Genomic DNA, 15,982 nt, shown 5'->3' with positions numbered 1-15,982 from the left:
GCCGCCGACTCCCGCCGGGCCCGCGCCGCGTCCAGCACCGCCCGCGCCAGCTCCGGCCCGCTCGCCCCCGCCGCCGCGTCGCCGGCCGTCCCCGCCGACCCGCCGGGCGTGGCGTCCGCGTCGCCGCCCGCCGGTCGGCCCCGCGCACCCTCCGCGCCCCCACCGGCTCCCCCGGGGGTACGCGCACCACGTGCCCCGCCCGGGGCGGTGCGCCCCGGGCGGCCCGTCGACCCGGTGGGCTGCTCCGGTTCAGTCGACACGACGGACCGTCCCCTCACCGACGGCGTACCGGGCGCCGCGCAGGGCCACCGGGACGTCGTCGTCCACCGCACAGGTCACCAGGAGCTGACCGGCCCCGCCGACCAGTTCGGCCAGCCGCTCCCGGCGACCCGCGTCCAGCTCGGCGAAGACGTCGTCGAGCACCAGCACCGGTTCGATCCCGTCGGCGCGCAGCAGGTCGTACCCGGCCAGCCGCAGCGCCAGCGCGTACGACCAGGACTCGCCGTGGCTGGCGTACCCCTTGGCGGGCAGCGGGCCGAGGGTGAGCACCAGGTCGTCGCGGTGCGGCCCGACCAGCGTGGTGCCCCGCTCGATCTCGGCCGACCGGGACTCGGCCAGCGCGGCGGTCAACGCCCCGGCCAGCACCTCCCGGTCGGTGCCCACCCCGGTCAGCTCCACCGACGGCCGGTACGCGATGCCTGCCGCCCCGGCCCCCGCCGCCACCGCGTCGTACGCCTTCGCCACGTGCGGGGTGAGCGCGGCGACCAGTTCCAGCCGGCCGGCGAGCAGCTCGGCCCCGTGCCGCGCCAGGTGGGCGTCCCAGACCGCCAGGGTCGACAGGTCACCGCCGCGCGACCCGCCCGTCTTGCGGGCCAGGTACGCCGTACGCAGCAGGGCGTTGCGCTGCTTGACCACCCGGTCGTAGTCGGCGCGCACCCCCGCGTACCGGGGTTGCCGGAGCACCAGCAGGTCGTCGAGGTAGCGGCGGCGTTCCGCCGGGTCGCCCCGGACCAGTTCCAGGTCCTCCGGGGCGAACAGCACCAGTCGCAGCGCTCCGATCACGTCGCGGGCCCGCCGGGCCGGGGAGCGCCCGAGCCGGGCCCGGTTGGCCTTTCCGGGGACGATCTCCAGCTCGATCAGCAGTTCCCGGCCGTCGTGCACCACCGCGCAGCGGATCACCGCGGCGGTCGCGCCCAGCCGGACCAGGGGGGCATCGGTGGCGACCCGGTGCGAGTCCAGGGTCGCCACGTAGCCCAGCGCCTCGACCAGGTTGGTCTTGCCGACGCCGTTCGCGCCGGTCAGGACGTTCGGCCCCGGCTCCAGATCGACGCCGACCCGCTCGTACGAGCGGAAGTCGACCAGTTCGAGCCGGCGGACGTACACAGCCTGTGGATGCCGCTCAGCGCTTGTGCACGGCGTGCCCGCCGAACTGCTGGCGCAGCGCGGCGACCGCCTTCATCGCGGGCGAGTCGTCCTGCCGGGAGGAGAACCTGGCGAACAGGGCGGCGGTGATGACGTTGAGCGGGACGGCCAGCCGGATCGCCTCGTCGACCGTCCAGCGCCCCTCACCGGTGTCGTCGGTGTACCCGGTCAGCGTGGCCAGGTCCGGGTCCTCGTCCAACGCGCGGTCGAGCAGGTCGAGCAGCCAGGACTGGACGACGGTGCCCTCCCGCCAGGACTTGATGATCCCCGGCACGTTCGTGACCATCTCGGCTGCGGAGAGCAGCTCGAAGCCCTCGGCGTAGGCGTGCATCAGGCCGTACTCGATGCCGTTGTGCACCATCTTGGCGTAGTGGCCGGCGCCGACCGGGCCGGCGTGCACGAACCCGTGGTCGCCGGCCGGCTTCAACGCCTCGAAGATCGGCATCAGGTGGTCGACGTGCTCCTGCGCGCCGCCGACCATCAGGGCGTAGCCGTTGACGTTGCCCCAGACGCCGCCGGAGACGCCGACGTCGACGTACCCGATGCCCCGCTCGGCCAGCCGGGCGGCCCGGGGTGCGTCGTCGCTGAACCGCGAGTTGCCGCCGTCGATGATGATGTCGCCCTCGCCCAGCACCTCGGCGAGCGCGTCGATCGTCGCGTCGGTGACAGCGGCGGGGACCATCACCCAGACCGCCCGGGGTGACTTCAGCTTGTCGGCCAGCTCGGCGAGGCTCGTGACGTCACTGCGGTCGGCGTTGCGGTCGTAGCCGACGACCTCCTGGCCGGCGGCGCGCAACCGCTCGCGCATGTTGCCGCCCATCCGGCCGAGTCCTACCAGGCCGAGCTGCATCTGCTCCTACCTCCGTGCGTCCGGGTGCTGCCCGAGCCGATCAGCGGGACACGCGGATCGGCATGATGAGGTACCGGTACCCAGGGATGACCTCGCCATCCTCACCGGCGGGAGAAATCACCGCCGGCTTGAAGGCGTCCACGAAGCGCAGCAGGGCGTACTGGGCCCCCAGGTTGGCCAGGCCGTCGATCAGGTACTGCGGGTTGAACCCGATGGTCAGCGGCTCGCCGGTGAAGGTGGCCTCCATCGCCTCGCTGGCGCGGGCCTCCTCGGTGCCGCCGGCCTCGACGACCAGACCGTCGGAGCTGAAGCTGAGCAGCACCGGGGTGGTCCGCTCGGCGACCAGGGCGACCCGCTTGACCACCTCGATCAGGGTGCTCACCGGCACCCGGGCCTCGGCGTTGCTGGTGGCCGGGAAGAGCGAGCGGACCGGCGGATAGTTGGCCCCGTCGAGCAGCCGGCTGGTGGTACGGCGGGTGCCACCGGAGAAGCCGATCATGCCTTCGCCCGCGCCGCCCTGGGACAGCGCCATGGTCACCTGGCCGCCGAGCGGGCCGAGCGCCTTGGCGGTGTCGTTCAGGGTGCGCGCGGGGACCAGTGCGTTGATGCTGATCTCGGGGTCGTCCGGGTTCCACTCCATCTCGCGCAGGGCGAGCCGGTAGCGGTCGGTGGCGAGCATCGCCAGGGTGCCACCGGAGAGTTCCAGCCGGACGCCGGTCATCATCGGCAGCGTCTCGTCCCGGCCGGCGGCGATGGCCACCTGGCCGACGGCGGCGGCGAAGGCGGCGGCCTCGACGGTGCCGGCGCTCTCCGGCATCTCCGGCAGGGCCGGGTAGTCCTCCACCGGCATGGTGGGCAGGGTGAACCGGGCGCTGCCGCAGACCAGCTCCAGGTGGGCACCGACCGCGGCGATGTCCACCGGCTTGGCCGGCAACGCCTTGGTGATCTCGGCGAGCAGCCGGCCGGAGACCAGGGCGGCCCCGTCGGCGTCGCCCTGCACCTCGACGGTCACCTGGCTGGAGACCTCGTAGTCGAAGCCGGAGACCTGGAGGTTGCCGTCGGTGACCCGCAGCATCACCCCGGCGAGCACCGGTACGGACGGCCGGCTGGGCAGGCTCTTCGCGGTCCACGCCACCGCTTCGGCGAGCGCGTCGCGCTCCACTCGGAACTTCATCAATGCCTCCGCGTCGACGTCAGCAACAACTCTCTCATGCCGACCGCTGCCCACCGTCCCGCCCGACCGTGCGGGTACCCATCGCACCTTAGGGCGCGCGGGCATCGGCTGTGCGCCCGACCCCGTGCTTCCGGTGCCGGGGTGACTGCCGACGGCAGCGCTGCGGCCCGATCCACAGGAAGTCCAACGGTGATGATTGGTTTTTGATTCTTCAGAAGAGATAACTCATCGTCTTCATCGCACCTGTGCAAACTGTGGGTAACTCGCGTCGTCGCAGCTCAGACACGTTATCCACCGGTGGGTTGGCTGTGGAGAACCGGGGGGTAAACCCGGTCGGTGGTCCACAGGCACCCGGTGTCCCCAGAGTTGTCCACCGTTGTCCACCGGTTGTCCACCGGTAATCCACCGGGTTTACCCCCAGCGCTGTGGACAACCGGCCGGGCCCGGACCGCCGTCGTCCCCAGAACCTTCAACAGGTTGCCCACAGGCCCACCGTCGTCGGTGGACAACGCCGGGGTTGTCCCCAGCCGTCCACAGCACTGTCCCCAGGGTTTGTCCACAGTCTGTGGGTAACCGGCTCCGGACTGAGCGTGGTTATCCACCGGTTGTGGAACAGGGGGTGTGGACAACCGGGCGGTCCTGTGGACAAAGAAGACGGCGTCATGCGCCGATCGTGGCCCCTCGACCCGGTCGAGGGTCAACCTCCCGGGGCCGTACCGGCACGGAAACGCCCGGCCGAGGGGCTCGACCGGGCGTCGGTGGTGCGGCGGGAGTGGCGTACGTCTCAGGTGTTCTGTTTGATCCGGTTGGTCAGCTCGGCGATCTGGTTGTAGAGCGAGCGCCGCTCCGCCATCTGCTGGCGGATCTTCCGGTCGGCGTGCATCACGGTGGTGTGGTCACGGCCGCCGAACGCCTGCCCGATCCGGGGCAGCGACAGGTCGGTCAGCTCCCGACACAGGTACATCGCCACCTGGCGGGCGTTCACCAGCACCCGGGAGCGCGAGTGACCGCGCAGGTCCTCCAGGCTCACCCCGAAGTACTCGGAGGTGGAGACCATGATCTGGTCGGCGGTGATCTCCGGGCCGGCACCGTCGGGGATGAAGTCCCGCAGCACCTCCTCGGCCAGCGACAGCTCGACGTTGGAGCGGGTCAGGCTGGCGAACGCGGTGACCCGGATCAGCGCCCCCTCCAGTTCCCGGATCGAGTTCGACACCCGGGAGGCGATGAACTCCAGCACGTCCGGTGGGGCGTACAGCCGCTCCTGCGCGGCCTTCTTCTGCAGGATCGCGATCCGGGTCTCCAGGTCGGGCGGCTGGATGTCGGCCAGCAGCCCCCACTCGAACCGGGTCCGCAGCCGGTCCTCCAGCGTCGCCAGCTGCTTCGGCGAGCGGTCGGACGTGATCACGATCTGCTTGTTCGCGTTGTGCAGCGTGTTGAAGGTGTGGAAGAACTCCTCCTGGGTCCGCTCGCGGTTCTCCAGGAACTGGATGTCGTCGATCAGCAGGATGTCGACGTCGCGGTAGCGGCGCTGGAACGCGCTGGTCTTGTCGTCCCGCAGCGAGTTGATGAAGTCGTTGGTGAACTCCTCGGTCGAGACGTACCGGACCGAGCGGGCGTTGCCGAGCGTCTGGGCGTAGTGCCCGATCGCGTGCAGCAGGTGGGTCTTGCCCAGCCCCGAGCTGCCGTAGATGAACAGCGGGTTGTACGCCTTCGCCGGTGACTCGGCGACCGCGACGCTCGCCGCGTGGGCGAACCGGTTGGACGAGCCGATGACGAACGTCTCGAACATGTACTTCGGGTTGAGCCGGTTGCCGCTGGACTCCGTACCGCCGGGGCGTCGGTCGCCGGCACCGGGGCGGTGGTCGACGCCGGCCCGACCGGGCCCGCTGTCGGTGGCGCCGTCGCGGGCCAGGCCGCGCGGACCCTGCGGGTCACGTGGCGCGCGCCCCTGGTCCCGGTACGCGGGCTCGTAGCCGCGCAGGTCGGCGTCCGGCCCCGCGGGGCGGTGGCGTTCCTCGACACCGTGCCGCTCGGGGGCGGGGTGGTGCGGCGAGGGCTCGGCGAAGGCGACGCCGAAGAGGGTGTCCTGGCCGCCGTCGCGGCTCACCGGTACCCGGGGCGGGCGGTGCCCGTCGCGCTCCGGCGGCCCGGCCGGTGGCGGCTCCTCCCCGGACTGCTCCGGCGGCCCGGCCTCCCGCTGGTACGGCGGCGCGGGGTCGTCGTAGGCCGGCGGCCGGAAGTCGGGATGGTCGTCGACGGACGGTCCGGTCCCCACCGGGGCGGCCTCGGGCCCGCTGCGGTAGACGGTGCCCGCCGGTCGCCCGGCGGCGTCCTCGGCGATCCGCACGGTGACCGCGACCTGGATCGGCCGGCCCAGCCGGCGGGTGAGCGCCTCGGTGATGGCCGGCCGCAGCCGGGACTCGATGACGTCCCGGGTGAAGGCGTCCGGCACCGACAGCAACGCGGTGTCCTCGACGATCGCCCGCAGCCGGGTCAGCCGGAGGTAGGCGCGCTGCTGGGCGGAGATGATCTCGTCGGCGAGTTCGTCCGTCGCCGCGGTCCACACCGCGGCAAGGTCGATCGTTCCGGCCACCGTCGTGCCACCCCCTCGCCTCTGCTCCCGGCCGCCGCTGTGGTCCAGCGGATCGTGCCGGGCCCGCCACCGCGTTCGAGCGGGTGGTACCTCTCACCCACCGGACGGCTGACCGGCCGGCATCCACAAGTTATCCACAGCCTGTGTGTACCGACCGATTGTGGCCGCCCGCCGGACGCGGGTCGGACCTGCCCCCCTTGTCGGGGAGGGCGTTGAAGCGGGTTCACCGTGCCGAACGATTCACTGCCGGGTCCGGTCTTGCGCTCCGAACGACAACCCGGACCTGAAGCTGACCGCAAACGCGCACGGTAACAGCGACGGCGGGCCGCCATCAACCGACACCGCCCCGACGCCCCGACGGGATCGGGATCGGCGACGGTGCCGGCCCCCGGAGCAGCAGCCCAGGGTGGTTTGACGGTCATTGCCCCCCTGCGTAGGCTGGAGCGGCTGCTCTGTCGCCCTCTGCTAGGGTGATGGGTGCTTGCTGTCCGTGGTCGCCGCCTCGCCCCACCGAGGTTCCGTGCCGCCGGGCAGCGCCGATCGGAGGCCACCGCCGAGGTGGTCTGGTCCACCAAACGACCCCTGGCGAACCCGCACCGGGGACGTACGAAAACGGAGAGCCTGACGTGAGCAAGCGCACCTACCAGCCGAACAACCGCCGGCGCGCGAAGACCCACGGCTTCCGGCTGCGCATGCGCACCCGGGCCGGCCGCGCCATCCTGTCGACCCGTCGCGCCAAGGGCCGCGCCCGCCTGTCGGCCTGAGGCCGACCGGTCCGGGGACGTGGACAGTCGTGCTGACGGCCGCACAGCGACTGCGGCGTAGCACCGACTTCGCCGCAGCGGTCCGGGGTGGTCGACGCGTCGGTCGTGGCGCCGTCGTCGTCCACCTGACGTTGCCGGCGACCTCCACACCCGCCGCGACCACACCCCTCGGGACAACCTCGCCGGAGCCGGCGCGGACCACCGACCCGGAGTTGATCTCCGAGTCGAGCCGCGCCGGCTTCGTCGTGTCCAAGGCCGTCGGCCCCGCCGTGGTCCGCAACAAGGTCCGCCGCCGGCTGCGGCACCTGGTCCGCGAGCGGCTGGCCGCACTGCCGGCCGGCAGCACCCTGGTGGTACGCGCCCTGCCCACGGCGGCCGGGACGCCGTACCCCCGACTGGCGGGCGACCTGGACGCGGCCATCGCCGCCGCCCGGCAGCCCCGGGGCCGGAGGTCGCGGTGAACAGCAGCCCGACCGCGCCGCCGCGCCGGAGCATGGGTGCCCGGATGCTCAGTGGCCCTATCATCGCGTACCGTCGTTGGATAAGTCCGGCGTTGCCGGCCCGCTGCCGGTTCTACCCGTCGTGCAGTGCCTACGCCCTGGAGGCGGTGACCCGTCACGGTGCGCTGCGGGGAGCCGGCCTGACGGTCCGGCGGCTGTCGCGCTGCCACCCTTTCCACCCTGGTGGACACGACCCGGTGCCGGAGCCGGGCCGCCGCCGACGCGCCGACGTGACTGGAGTCTGAGAATTGAGTCTCGACTGGATCTACTACGCGATCTCGTGGATCCTGCTGACCTGGCACTCGGCGTGGGACGCCATCGGAGTGCCGGTCGACGCGGTCCTCGGCACCAACTGGTCGTGGATTCTCGCCATCGTCTTCCTGGTGGTCACCGTCCGGGTGATCCTCTTCCCGGTCTTCGTCAAGCAGATCAAGTCCCAGCGGGCGATGCAGGCGCTCCAGCCGAAGGTCAAGGAGCTCCAGGAGAAGCACAAGGGTGACCGGGAGACGCTCCAGAAGGAGATGATGGAGCTCTACCGGAAGGAAAAGGCCAACCCGCTGATGGGCTGCCTTCCGATGTTCCTCCAGATCCCGGTCTTCCTGGGCCTGTTCCACGTGCTGCGCCGGCTCGACCCGGCCAAGGAGGCCAAGAGCCTCTACGGCTGGACGGCCGAGCAGTTCGACAGCGCCTCCAGCGCCACGATCTTCACCGCCCCGATCGCCGGCAAGTTCGGCTCCACCGCCGACGAGTTGGCCCGGCTCGGCGCGAACGGCACTACCGTGAAGGTGATCGCCGGCATCCTGGTCCTGGTCATGATGGGCACCACCTACCTGACCAGCCGCCAGATGATCCTCAAGACCGGCTGGGCCGAGGACCCGCAGCAGCGGATGGTGCAGCGGCTGATGCTCTACGGCATCCCGCTCTCCCTGCTGATCTCCGGTTCGATCTTCCCGATCGGTGTGATCATCTACTGGGTCACCAACAACCTGTTCACCCTCGGCCAGCAGCAGTGGGTGCTCCGTAAGTTCCCGCCGCTGGTGACCAACAAGGGCGTCGCCGGCAGCAAGGCGACGACCCCGGGTGGCCGGAACCCGGTGCAGCCGGCCAAGTCCGGTGGTTTCCTCAACCGGAACAAGCCCGTCGCGCAGGTGCCGGCCAAGCCGGCCGCGCCGAAGGTCGCCGGGCCGAAGCCCGGTGCCAAGCCGGTCAACCCGAAGAAGGGCCCGGCCAAGCGCCAGGGTTGAGTCGCCGGGCTGCCGCCGGTCGTACCGGCGGCAGCCTCCGGTACCGCGCAGCCGCCGTGACGGCAGGCGCCGGGCCGGACCCGCCGCGCCCGACGCGGCGGCCGGGACCGCCCCACCAGACGTGCCCGTGTCGAGCCGGCCCCCTTCCGCCGGCCGTCCCGGGAGACCAACGGACCCGACGGTCCGGCCGAGCTAGTACGGAGATGACACCGTGACCGACACCAGCATCCCCAGCGCGGACGCCTCGCTCGACGAGGAGACCGTTCCGACCGCCGCGACCGGTGAGGGTGAGCCCGCCGAGGGTGGCAGGGAGAAGAAGTCCGCCGGCGAGGGCGAACTGTTCGCCCAGAGCGAGATCGCCGCCGACTACATCGAGGGACTGCTCGACATCCTCGACTACGACGGCGACATCGACGAGCTGGTCTCCGGTGGCCGCCCGGTCGTCGAGGTGGTCGGTGGCCGGTTGCAGAACCTGGTCGGCCAGCGGGGTGCCACCCTGGAGGCGCTCCAGGAGCTGGCCCGGCTGGCCGTGTTCCGCCAGACCGGTTCCCCGAGCCGACTCCTGCTCGACGTGGGCGGCTACCGCGCCACCCGGCGCAAGGAACTCGCCGCCGTCGCCAAGAACGCGGTGGAGAAGGTCAAGGAGCACGGCGAGCCGGTCCGGCTGGAGCCGATGTCGGCCTTCGAGCGCAAGTGCGTGCACGACGTGGTCAACGCGATGAGCGGTGTGGAGAGCGAGTCCGAGGGTGTCGAGCCGACCCGACGCATCGTCGTCCGGCCGGCGGACTGAACTGGTGCCCACCGACGACGTCACGACCGATACCGCTGCCGGCCCGGGTGCGACGCCACCCGGGCCGTCGCCCGAGCGGCCCCCACCCTCGCCGCAGGACGCCGCGCTCCGGGCCGAGCTGGCCGCCGCCGCGCGGACGCTCTTCGGTGACCGGCTCGACCTGGCCGTCCGGTACGCCGAACTGCTCGCCACCGACGGCGTGGTGCGCGGCCTGATCGGCCCCCGCGAGGCACCCCGGATCTGGGACCGACACCTGCTCAACTGTGCAGCCGTCGCCGAACTGATCCCCGAGGACGCCAGCGTGATCGACGTCGGCTCCGGTGCCGGCCTGCCCGGGGTGGTGCTGGCGATCGCCCGGCCGGATCTGAACGTCGTACTGGTCGAGCCGTTGGCCCGGCGCACCTCGTTCCTCGTCGAGGCGGTGGAGCGGCTCGGACTGGCCAGGACCGTCCGGGTGTTCCGGGGCCGGGCCGACGAGGCGGCCACCGGGGCGAACGGTGTCGGCCCGTTCACCGCCGACGTGGTCACCGCCCGCGCGGTGGCGCCGCTGGACCGGCTCGCCACCTGGAGCCTGCCGCTGGTCGTCCCCGGCGGGCGGTTGATCGCCCTCAAGGGGGCCTCCGCAGCGGACGAGATCGTCGAACATGCCGGGGCGGTCGCCGCGCTGGGCGGGGGCGAGCCGACGGTACGGCTCTGCGGAGCCGACCTCCTCGACCCGCCCACCACCGTGGTGGAGGTCGTCCGGGAGCGGGTGGTCCGTGCCCCGGGCGCGAAGAAGGCACCGAAGCGGTCGCGTGGAGGCCGTAAGCGCGTCCGCTGACCCTGACCTGTCGGTGTGGAGCACCGCGCGGCGTCGCCGGCTGCCCGACGGGTGCGGGACCACCTGACCGTCCGATAACGGAGATGGACCCGCCGCGCCCGTCCCCCGTAGGCTGACCGCGCGTCGATAGTGTGGGGCGGGCGGATGTTCGGGTGCACCGGTACCGATCGCCCCCGCCGGGCCGTACGCCCCGCGGTGTGAGCGCGTGTACGGCAAGCGAGACGGGGTGCGGACCGACCATCCGGAGCGGGTAGGGATGACAGGTGCATGACGACGGCAGGTACGACGACCCACGGGTGAACCGATCCGAGGGGCCGGGCTCAGGCGTGGACCCTGTTTCACGTGAAACCGACCATCAGCAGGGCTGGACGACCGGCGGGCAGCCCACGATCCGTCCGCCGGAGCACGATTCCGGGGTGCGCCGGGAGCCGCCTGCGGTGGGTGCCGCCCGCCCGGTGCCGGAGTCGTACGTGCTGCCACCCTCCGTGCCGTCCGGCCCCGACGGTCGACCGGTCAACGCCCCGGACGACCGGGTGGCCACCTCGGTACGACGGAACGCGGGGGCATCCTCGCGCTTCGAGGCACCGGTGCACGGCAACACGCCACCGGTGCCCGCACAGCCCCATCCCGGCGCGGTGCCTGATGCCGTGACCATGGTCGGCGCTCCCGGTCCCGGGGCCGTCGATGCGGCGGACGCCGCGTACGTTTCACGTGAAACCCCGACGCGCGAAGAGGATGATCCACCGTTGGCTATGGAGGCGATGCGCGCCGTGCAGATCCTTAATCCGAGTGGCGAGGTGACCATGCCCCGTCCCGAGCGGACCCGGGTGATGTGCGTTGCCAATCAGAAGGGCGGCGTGGGCAAGACCACGACCACGGTGAACCTGGCGGTGGCCCTGGCCCTGCACGGGAACCGGGTGCTGGTGGTCGACCTCGACCCGCAGGGCAACGCTTCCACCGGGTTGAACGTCCCGCACCACACGGGTGTGCCTGACGTCTACGACTGCCTGATCGACAGCGTGCCGCTGGCCGAGGTCGCCCAGGAGGTGGAGGGCATCCCCAACCTGTGGTGTGTGCCGGCGACCATCGATTTGGCCGGTGCCGAGATCGAACTGGTCTCGGTGGTCGCCCGGGAGTCCCGGCTGAACCGGGCCATCGAGGCGTACCCGGGGCACTTCGACTACGTGTTCATCGACTGCCCGCCCTCCCTCGGCCTGCTGACGGTCAACGCTCTGGTGGCCGCCCAGGAGGTGCTGATCCCGATCCAGTGCGAGTACTACGCGCTGGAGGGGCTGAACCAGTTGATAAACAACATCAACCTGGTACGCCAGCACCTGAACCCGAAGCTGGCGGTCTCCACGATCCTGCTTACGATGTACGACCGCCGTACCCGGCTGGCCGACGCGGTGGAACAGGACGTCCGCAACCACTTCGGTGACAAGGTCCTCCAGGCCGTCATTCCCCGTAACGTCCGCGTGTCGGAGGCCCCGAGCTACGGGCAGTCCGTGATGACCTACGATCCCGGATCGCGGGGGGCCACGAGTTACTTCGAGGCCGCCCAGGAAATCGCCGAGCGCGGTGCCAAGGAGCCGGTGAACCGGAATGCGTAGTGCGGACGAGTCGCTGGGAGGCGTCGTATGAAGAACCGTCCCCGGGGCGGTCTGGGTAGAGGGCTCGGTGCGCTGATCCCGACCGGGCCGGTGCAGGAGAGCAGCACGGCCACGGCCACCATGCCCGTGGAGGTCGACCCGGCGCGTCCGGTGATCGAAACGTCCGCCGATCCCGTGAGCCCGGCCCCGTCGATGCCCACCCCGACGGTCAGCGCGCCACCGCCCGAGGAACCCCAACTCAGCCCGGTGCCCGGCGCGCGCTTCGCGGAGATCTCCGTCGACGCGATCGTGCCGAACCCCAAGCAACCCCGGCACGTCTTCGACGAGGAGGCGCTGGAGGAACTGAAGACCTCCATCCAGGAGGTCGGCTTCCTCCAGCCGATCGTCGTGCGTCAGCTCGACGGCGGCGAGAAGTACGAACTCGTCATGGGCGAGCGACGCTGGCGTGCCGCCCAGGCGGTCGGCCGGGAGAGCATCCCGGCGATCGTCCGGGAAACCAAGGACGACGCGATGCTCCGGGACGCGCTCCTGGAGAACATCCACCGGGCCAACCTCAACCCGCTGGAAGAGGCCGCCGCGTACCAGCAACTGCTGGAGGAGTTCGGCGCCACCCACGAGGAACTGGCCCGCCGGATCGGACGCAGCCGTCCGCAGATCTCGAACACGATCCGACTGCTGAACCTGCCCCCGCAGGTCCAGCGTCGGGTGGCCGCCGGCGTGCTGTCGGCGGGTCACGCCCGCGCGCTGCTCAGCCTCGACGAGTCGGAGGCACAGGAGCAGCTCGCCCTGCGCATCGTCGCCGAAGGACTCTCCGTCCGGGCCACCGAGGAGATCGTGGCCCTGGCGCTCAGCGACGGCCCCACGAAGACGCCGGCTGCCAAGCGCCGGGCCAAGCCGCACGCGCCCGCGCTGACCGACCTGGCCGACCGGCTGTCCGACCGGTTCGACACCCGGGTGAAGGTGGACATCGGCCGGAGCAAGGGAAAGATCACGATCGAGTTCGCCACGGTGGACGATCTGGAGCGGATCGTCGGCATCATCGGCGTCGGCGAGGAAGAGCAGTCGGAACCCGAGGACTGACGACCATCCGGGTCACCGGGTCCGGTTCGCCGGTACGAACTGTCCGCCAGCCTCTCCCGTAGTCGTCGTTTCCGGCCGCGTACCCACTCGGGTACGCGGCCGGTTTCTCGTTCCGTGGAGCTGTCGGGCCGGATGGCTGGACCGTCGGCGGCCGGCCTGTCCTCCGCAGGGAAACGGGACTCGTCGGGCGGGAGCCGGGAGCACGCCCCTCCATGCCCCGGAGAATGCGTCGGGCGAACCCCGGGGCGACCTCGCCGCCGTCACCATCGGCAACGGCTGGTCTGCGGGACGGCCTGACAACGGGACGTCTGACGGATGGGACGTCGGCACTCTCCGGATCGAGCGGTGAGCGGATGGCATCCGGGCGGAGGCCGCGTCCGGGGCGAAGATCGGCTCAGGCTGCCGTGGTGGACGCGGCGGTCTTGGCGACGACGACCAACGCGCCAGGCTGAGAAACCGGTTTCACGTGAAACCGGGGGCGTGGCGGTGGCACCCGGCTCGCCTCCACCGCAAGGCTCTCCTGGAGGCCGAACCGGAGACCATCGGAATCGTCGGTCACGGCGGCGGAGGGGCAACGGCTGGAGGGTCGAGAGGCGACCCCCGGCCCGAGCTTCCGGTTACGGGGTACGTGGTGCCAGAGCGGTGAAAGCAAACGGGAGACCAAGCGGGCAGACCCTGCCCGCCTCACGGCAACGGAGTCCCGCTCGCCCACCGCCTGACCGGACGAGCCTCGCGGAAGCTGGGTCGAGTTCGGCCCGCCGCCGATCGTTACGGCGGCCGGGTTCGGGGAGCGGCGGGCGACACAACCAGCCGCGAGCCGGGGAGCCCGGCGCGACTGACGGACGCGGGCCAGCCGCCGGGTAACTCGATCCGGCGGACCCAACCCGCTGACTGGCGCGGCACCTGCCACGGCCGGCCCTGCTGCTGGCCCGGCGGAGTCCACGTTCGCCACCGGTATCCGTCGCGCGAGGTCGTCCATTGCTGGGCCCGTGCTGGCCGCTCAGATCGCCTGGATCACGATGACCGCCGCGACCCACAAGTGGGTCCGTCCGGGAGGTGCAGAGGCCGGCACGATTGATCTGAGGGCTGCGAGTAGGTGGCTTCGTCCGACGGGGCCTCGGGGGAGCAGCCAGGGCGTCCCACGCCGCAAGGTTTCACGTGGAACGGACGGCCCACGCGGAGCCCATAATCGCCCGCAGCCCGCAAGCCCGCAAGCCCGCAAGCCCGCAAGCCCGCAGCCCGCAGCCCGCAGCCCGGTCACTGCCACTCCCGCACGCGCCACCACCAACAACCGCGCCCCCGCTCGCCACCCGGGCGCCGGAGAGATGCCGCCACCTCGGCCCCGATGTGTCGACCGCCCAGATGTACGCCTGTTGCGCCCGAGTCGGCACTCCGGCCGACCTCCGGCCTACCCTCGCTACTGGCTTGCGGCCTGCTACCGAGGCTGGTGCGGAACCCACAGCAACGACAGGTCCAGGCGGATGACAGGGAGAGCGCCTGAGGCGATTGGTGCTGTGCAGGAGTCGGCCCCGCCGAAGGCACCGTGCCAGCCCGCCGGAGCCGTCCCTGCGACCCGGGCGCTGTTTCACGTGAAACCCGTCGACCGGATCACCACGGCCTCGGCACCACCCGCCCAACCCCATCGAGGCGAAGCAAGGCGGCCGGCGCGATGCGGATGGCGAGCGGCCCCAACCGCTAGCTATTTCTGCCGCCCGTCCTCGTGTCAGTGACCGGGAGTCAGCCGACGGAGGAGCCGTGAGGTTGACGACCCGGGGGCACCCGTCGAGGAAAACGGCGGCCGCCCAGCAGCCCGGCGAACCCCTCGATCGTTGAGGAAGACGGACCTCCGGTGCCTGTGAACAGTGCTGTGGATGAAGCACCGGAGTTATCCACAGAAGTTTTCCACAGGCTGCACCCGTTTCACGTGAAACAGCGCGTCAGGACCCTCTCCAGCCTGTGGATGACGGGGTGTGGTGGTGATCTCATCAGCCTGTGGACAACCGTCGTGACGCCCCTCCGTGCGTCCCTGTCGGCTGCCTCCCATTGGCCGAAATCCCCTCATGATCAGCGGCGTTCGGGGTAGGGACAGCGGTCCTCGTCTCGGTTAGGGTCAGCGTCGTGCACGACACCCCTCCCCCCTCAGTTCCGGACTTCACCCAGTGGCCGTCGTTCCCCTTCGAGGGGGACCTCCGGGTCAAGCAGCTCGACGAGCCGGTAGCGGTCGAGCCTCCCCGCAAGGGCGAAGGGCTCCGGGAGTGCATCGCCTGCAACGCGCCGGACGACGCGTACATCTGGGTGGGTGAGCGCTGGCGGGTGCGGGCGATGGACCGTCCCACGGGCCTGCCGATGGTGCTCATCCTGGAGTCGCGGTCCCACCTCGACCTGGGCGACCTGCCCAACCTGCTCGCCGCCGAACTCGGGGTGATGACCGTTCGGCTGGAGCGCGCCATCCGCTCGTTGGACGGTGTCGCCCGGGTGCACGTGAACCGGTGGGGCGACGGGTCCGCCCATCTGCACATGTGGTTCCTGGCCCGGCCGTACGGTCGGCTCCAGCTGCGCGGCACGTTCCTGTCGCTCTGGGACTCGATCCTGCCCCCCATCTCGGAATCCCAGTGGCGGGAAAACCTCGCCCACGTCGCGGCCTGGCTGGCCGAGTTCGGCGGACGCCCGCTCGCCGAGCCGCCGCGCATCCAGTGGCAGACGCCTTCCAGCATCGCCGCGCAGTCGTCGGCCGAGGCCGCAGCGGCAGCCGCCGAGGAAGCCGTGTCGGTGATCGAGTCGGCGGAGGAGATCCCCCTCCCGGCCGCGGATAACGAGGCCACCCCCACCGCGCCGGAGGACCCCGCCCTGTCCGGGAAAGCGGAAACGCCGGGCGACGGCACCCGGGGCGACGACCCCGCCCCCGAGGCCGACCGGGACGCCGACGGTCAGCCCACCGGGGCCGCCGCGCTCCCGGACGGCATGTCCGGGAGCACCGGTACCGACCCGGCGACGAGCGGTCCCGACCATCCGACGACGGACGACACCGGGACCACCGCGACCGACGCGCCGGCCGGAACCGGGGAAGGCAGCGGCGGAACCGTCACCCGGGACACCGTCCGAGGCTGACGGAACGCCGGCCGCAGGCCGGTGGAC

General features: G+C 71.6%; 13 protein-coding genes and 1 pseudogene. 9 read left to right on the top strand and 5 right to left on the bottom strand.

All coding sequences use genetic code 11. The features are described from left to right. From B5D80_RS32880 to dnaA, 5 genes and pseudogenes are all read right to left on the bottom strand, one after another. Positions 1-260, bottom strand: a pseudogene (locus B5D80_RS32880) (DUF721 domain-containing protein); the annotation flags it as partial. Further along, complete coding sequence (gene recF, locus B5D80_RS10735) at positions 250-1,383, bottom strand: DNA replication/repair protein RecF (protein ID WP_088643666.1); 1,134 nt, start codon at positions 1,381-1,383, stop codon at positions 250-252. The gene recF and the pseudogene B5D80_RS32880, both read right to left, overlap by 11 nt. Before the next feature lie 16 nt (positions 1,384-1,399). Beyond that, entirely contained in the window at positions 1,400-2,272 is an 873-nt protein-coding gene (gnd, locus tag B5D80_RS10730) for a phosphogluconate dehydrogenase (NAD(+)-dependent, decarboxylating) (RefSeq protein WP_088643665.1), read from the bottom strand. 40 nt (positions 2,273-2,312) lie between these two features. Then, a complete protein-coding gene (dnaN, locus tag B5D80_RS10725; protein ID WP_088643664.1) occupies positions 2,313-3,446 on the bottom strand; it encodes a DNA polymerase III subunit beta in 1,134 nt (377 codons plus the stop codon). 784 nt (positions 3,447-4,230) lie between these two features. Next, entirely contained in the window at positions 4,231-6,039 is a 1,809-nt protein-coding gene (gene dnaA, locus B5D80_RS10720; RefSeq protein ID WP_088643663.1) for a chromosomal replication initiator protein DnaA, read from the bottom strand. Positions 6,040-6,665: 626 nt separating this feature from the next. Here dnaA and rpmH point away from each other — a divergent pair. From rpmH to B5D80_RS10675, 9 genes are all read left to right on the top strand, one after another. Next, positions 6,666-6,803: a 50S ribosomal protein L34 gene (gene rpmH / locus B5D80_RS10715; RefSeq protein WP_007073824.1), complete on the top strand. Its 138-nt coding sequence runs from the start codon at positions 6,666-6,668 to the stop codon at positions 6,801-6,803. Between the two features lie 29 nt (positions 6,804-6,832). Beyond that, positions 6,833-7,264, top strand: coding sequence for a ribonuclease P protein component (rnpA, locus tag B5D80_RS10710; RefSeq protein WP_088643662.1), 432 nt, complete (start codon positions 6,833-6,835; stop codon positions 7,262-7,264). 44 nt (positions 7,265-7,308) lie between these two features. After that, positions 7,309-7,548 carry a membrane protein insertion efficiency factor YidD gene (gene yidD / locus B5D80_RS10705; protein ID WP_204925644.1) on the top strand — a complete coding sequence of 80 codons (240 nt, stop codon included), beginning with the start codon at positions 7,309-7,311 and terminating at the stop codon, positions 7,546-7,548. Between the two features lie 3 nt (positions 7,549-7,551). Beyond that, positions 7,552-8,547 (top strand): membrane protein insertase YidC, encoded by a 996-nt coding sequence (gene yidC / locus B5D80_RS10700; protein ID WP_088643660.1) that lies wholly within the window; start codon positions 7,552-7,554, stop codon positions 8,545-8,547. A gap of 211 nt (positions 8,548-8,758) precedes the next feature. Continuing rightward, positions 8,759-9,337 carry a Jag family protein gene (locus B5D80_RS10695; RefSeq protein WP_088643659.1) on the top strand — a complete coding sequence of 193 codons (579 nt, stop codon included), beginning with the start codon at positions 8,759-8,761 and terminating at the stop codon, positions 9,335-9,337. Between the two features lie 118 nt (positions 9,338-9,455). Then, positions 9,456-10,157: a 16S rRNA (guanine(527)-N(7))-methyltransferase RsmG gene (rsmG, locus tag B5D80_RS10690; protein ID WP_245854430.1), complete on the top strand. Its 702-nt coding sequence runs from the start codon at positions 9,456-9,458 to the stop codon at positions 10,155-10,157. Between the two features lie 263 nt (positions 10,158-10,420). Next, a complete protein-coding gene (locus B5D80_RS32875; protein ID WP_088643657.1) occupies positions 10,421-11,767 on the top strand; it encodes a ParA family protein in 1,347 nt (448 codons plus the stop codon). Positions 11,768-11,794: 27 nt separating this feature from the next. Further along, positions 11,795-12,847: a ParB/RepB/Spo0J family partition protein gene (locus tag B5D80_RS10680; RefSeq protein WP_088643656.1), complete on the top strand. Its 1,053-nt coding sequence runs from the start codon at positions 11,795-11,797 to the stop codon at positions 12,845-12,847. A gap of 2,346 nt (positions 12,848-15,193) precedes the next feature. Further along, a complete protein-coding gene (locus tag B5D80_RS10675; protein ID WP_245854427.1) occupies positions 15,194-15,955 on the top strand; it encodes a hypothetical protein in 762 nt (253 codons plus the stop codon). Positions 15,956-15,982 lie beyond the last annotated feature (27 nt).

This window comes from Micromonospora wenchangensis, assembly GCF_002210435.1.
Taxonomy (GTDB): Bacteria; Actinomycetota; Actinomycetes; order Mycobacteriales; family Micromonosporaceae; genus Micromonospora; species Micromonospora wenchangensis.
This window is presented reverse-complemented; position numbering and strand designations above follow the sequence as displayed.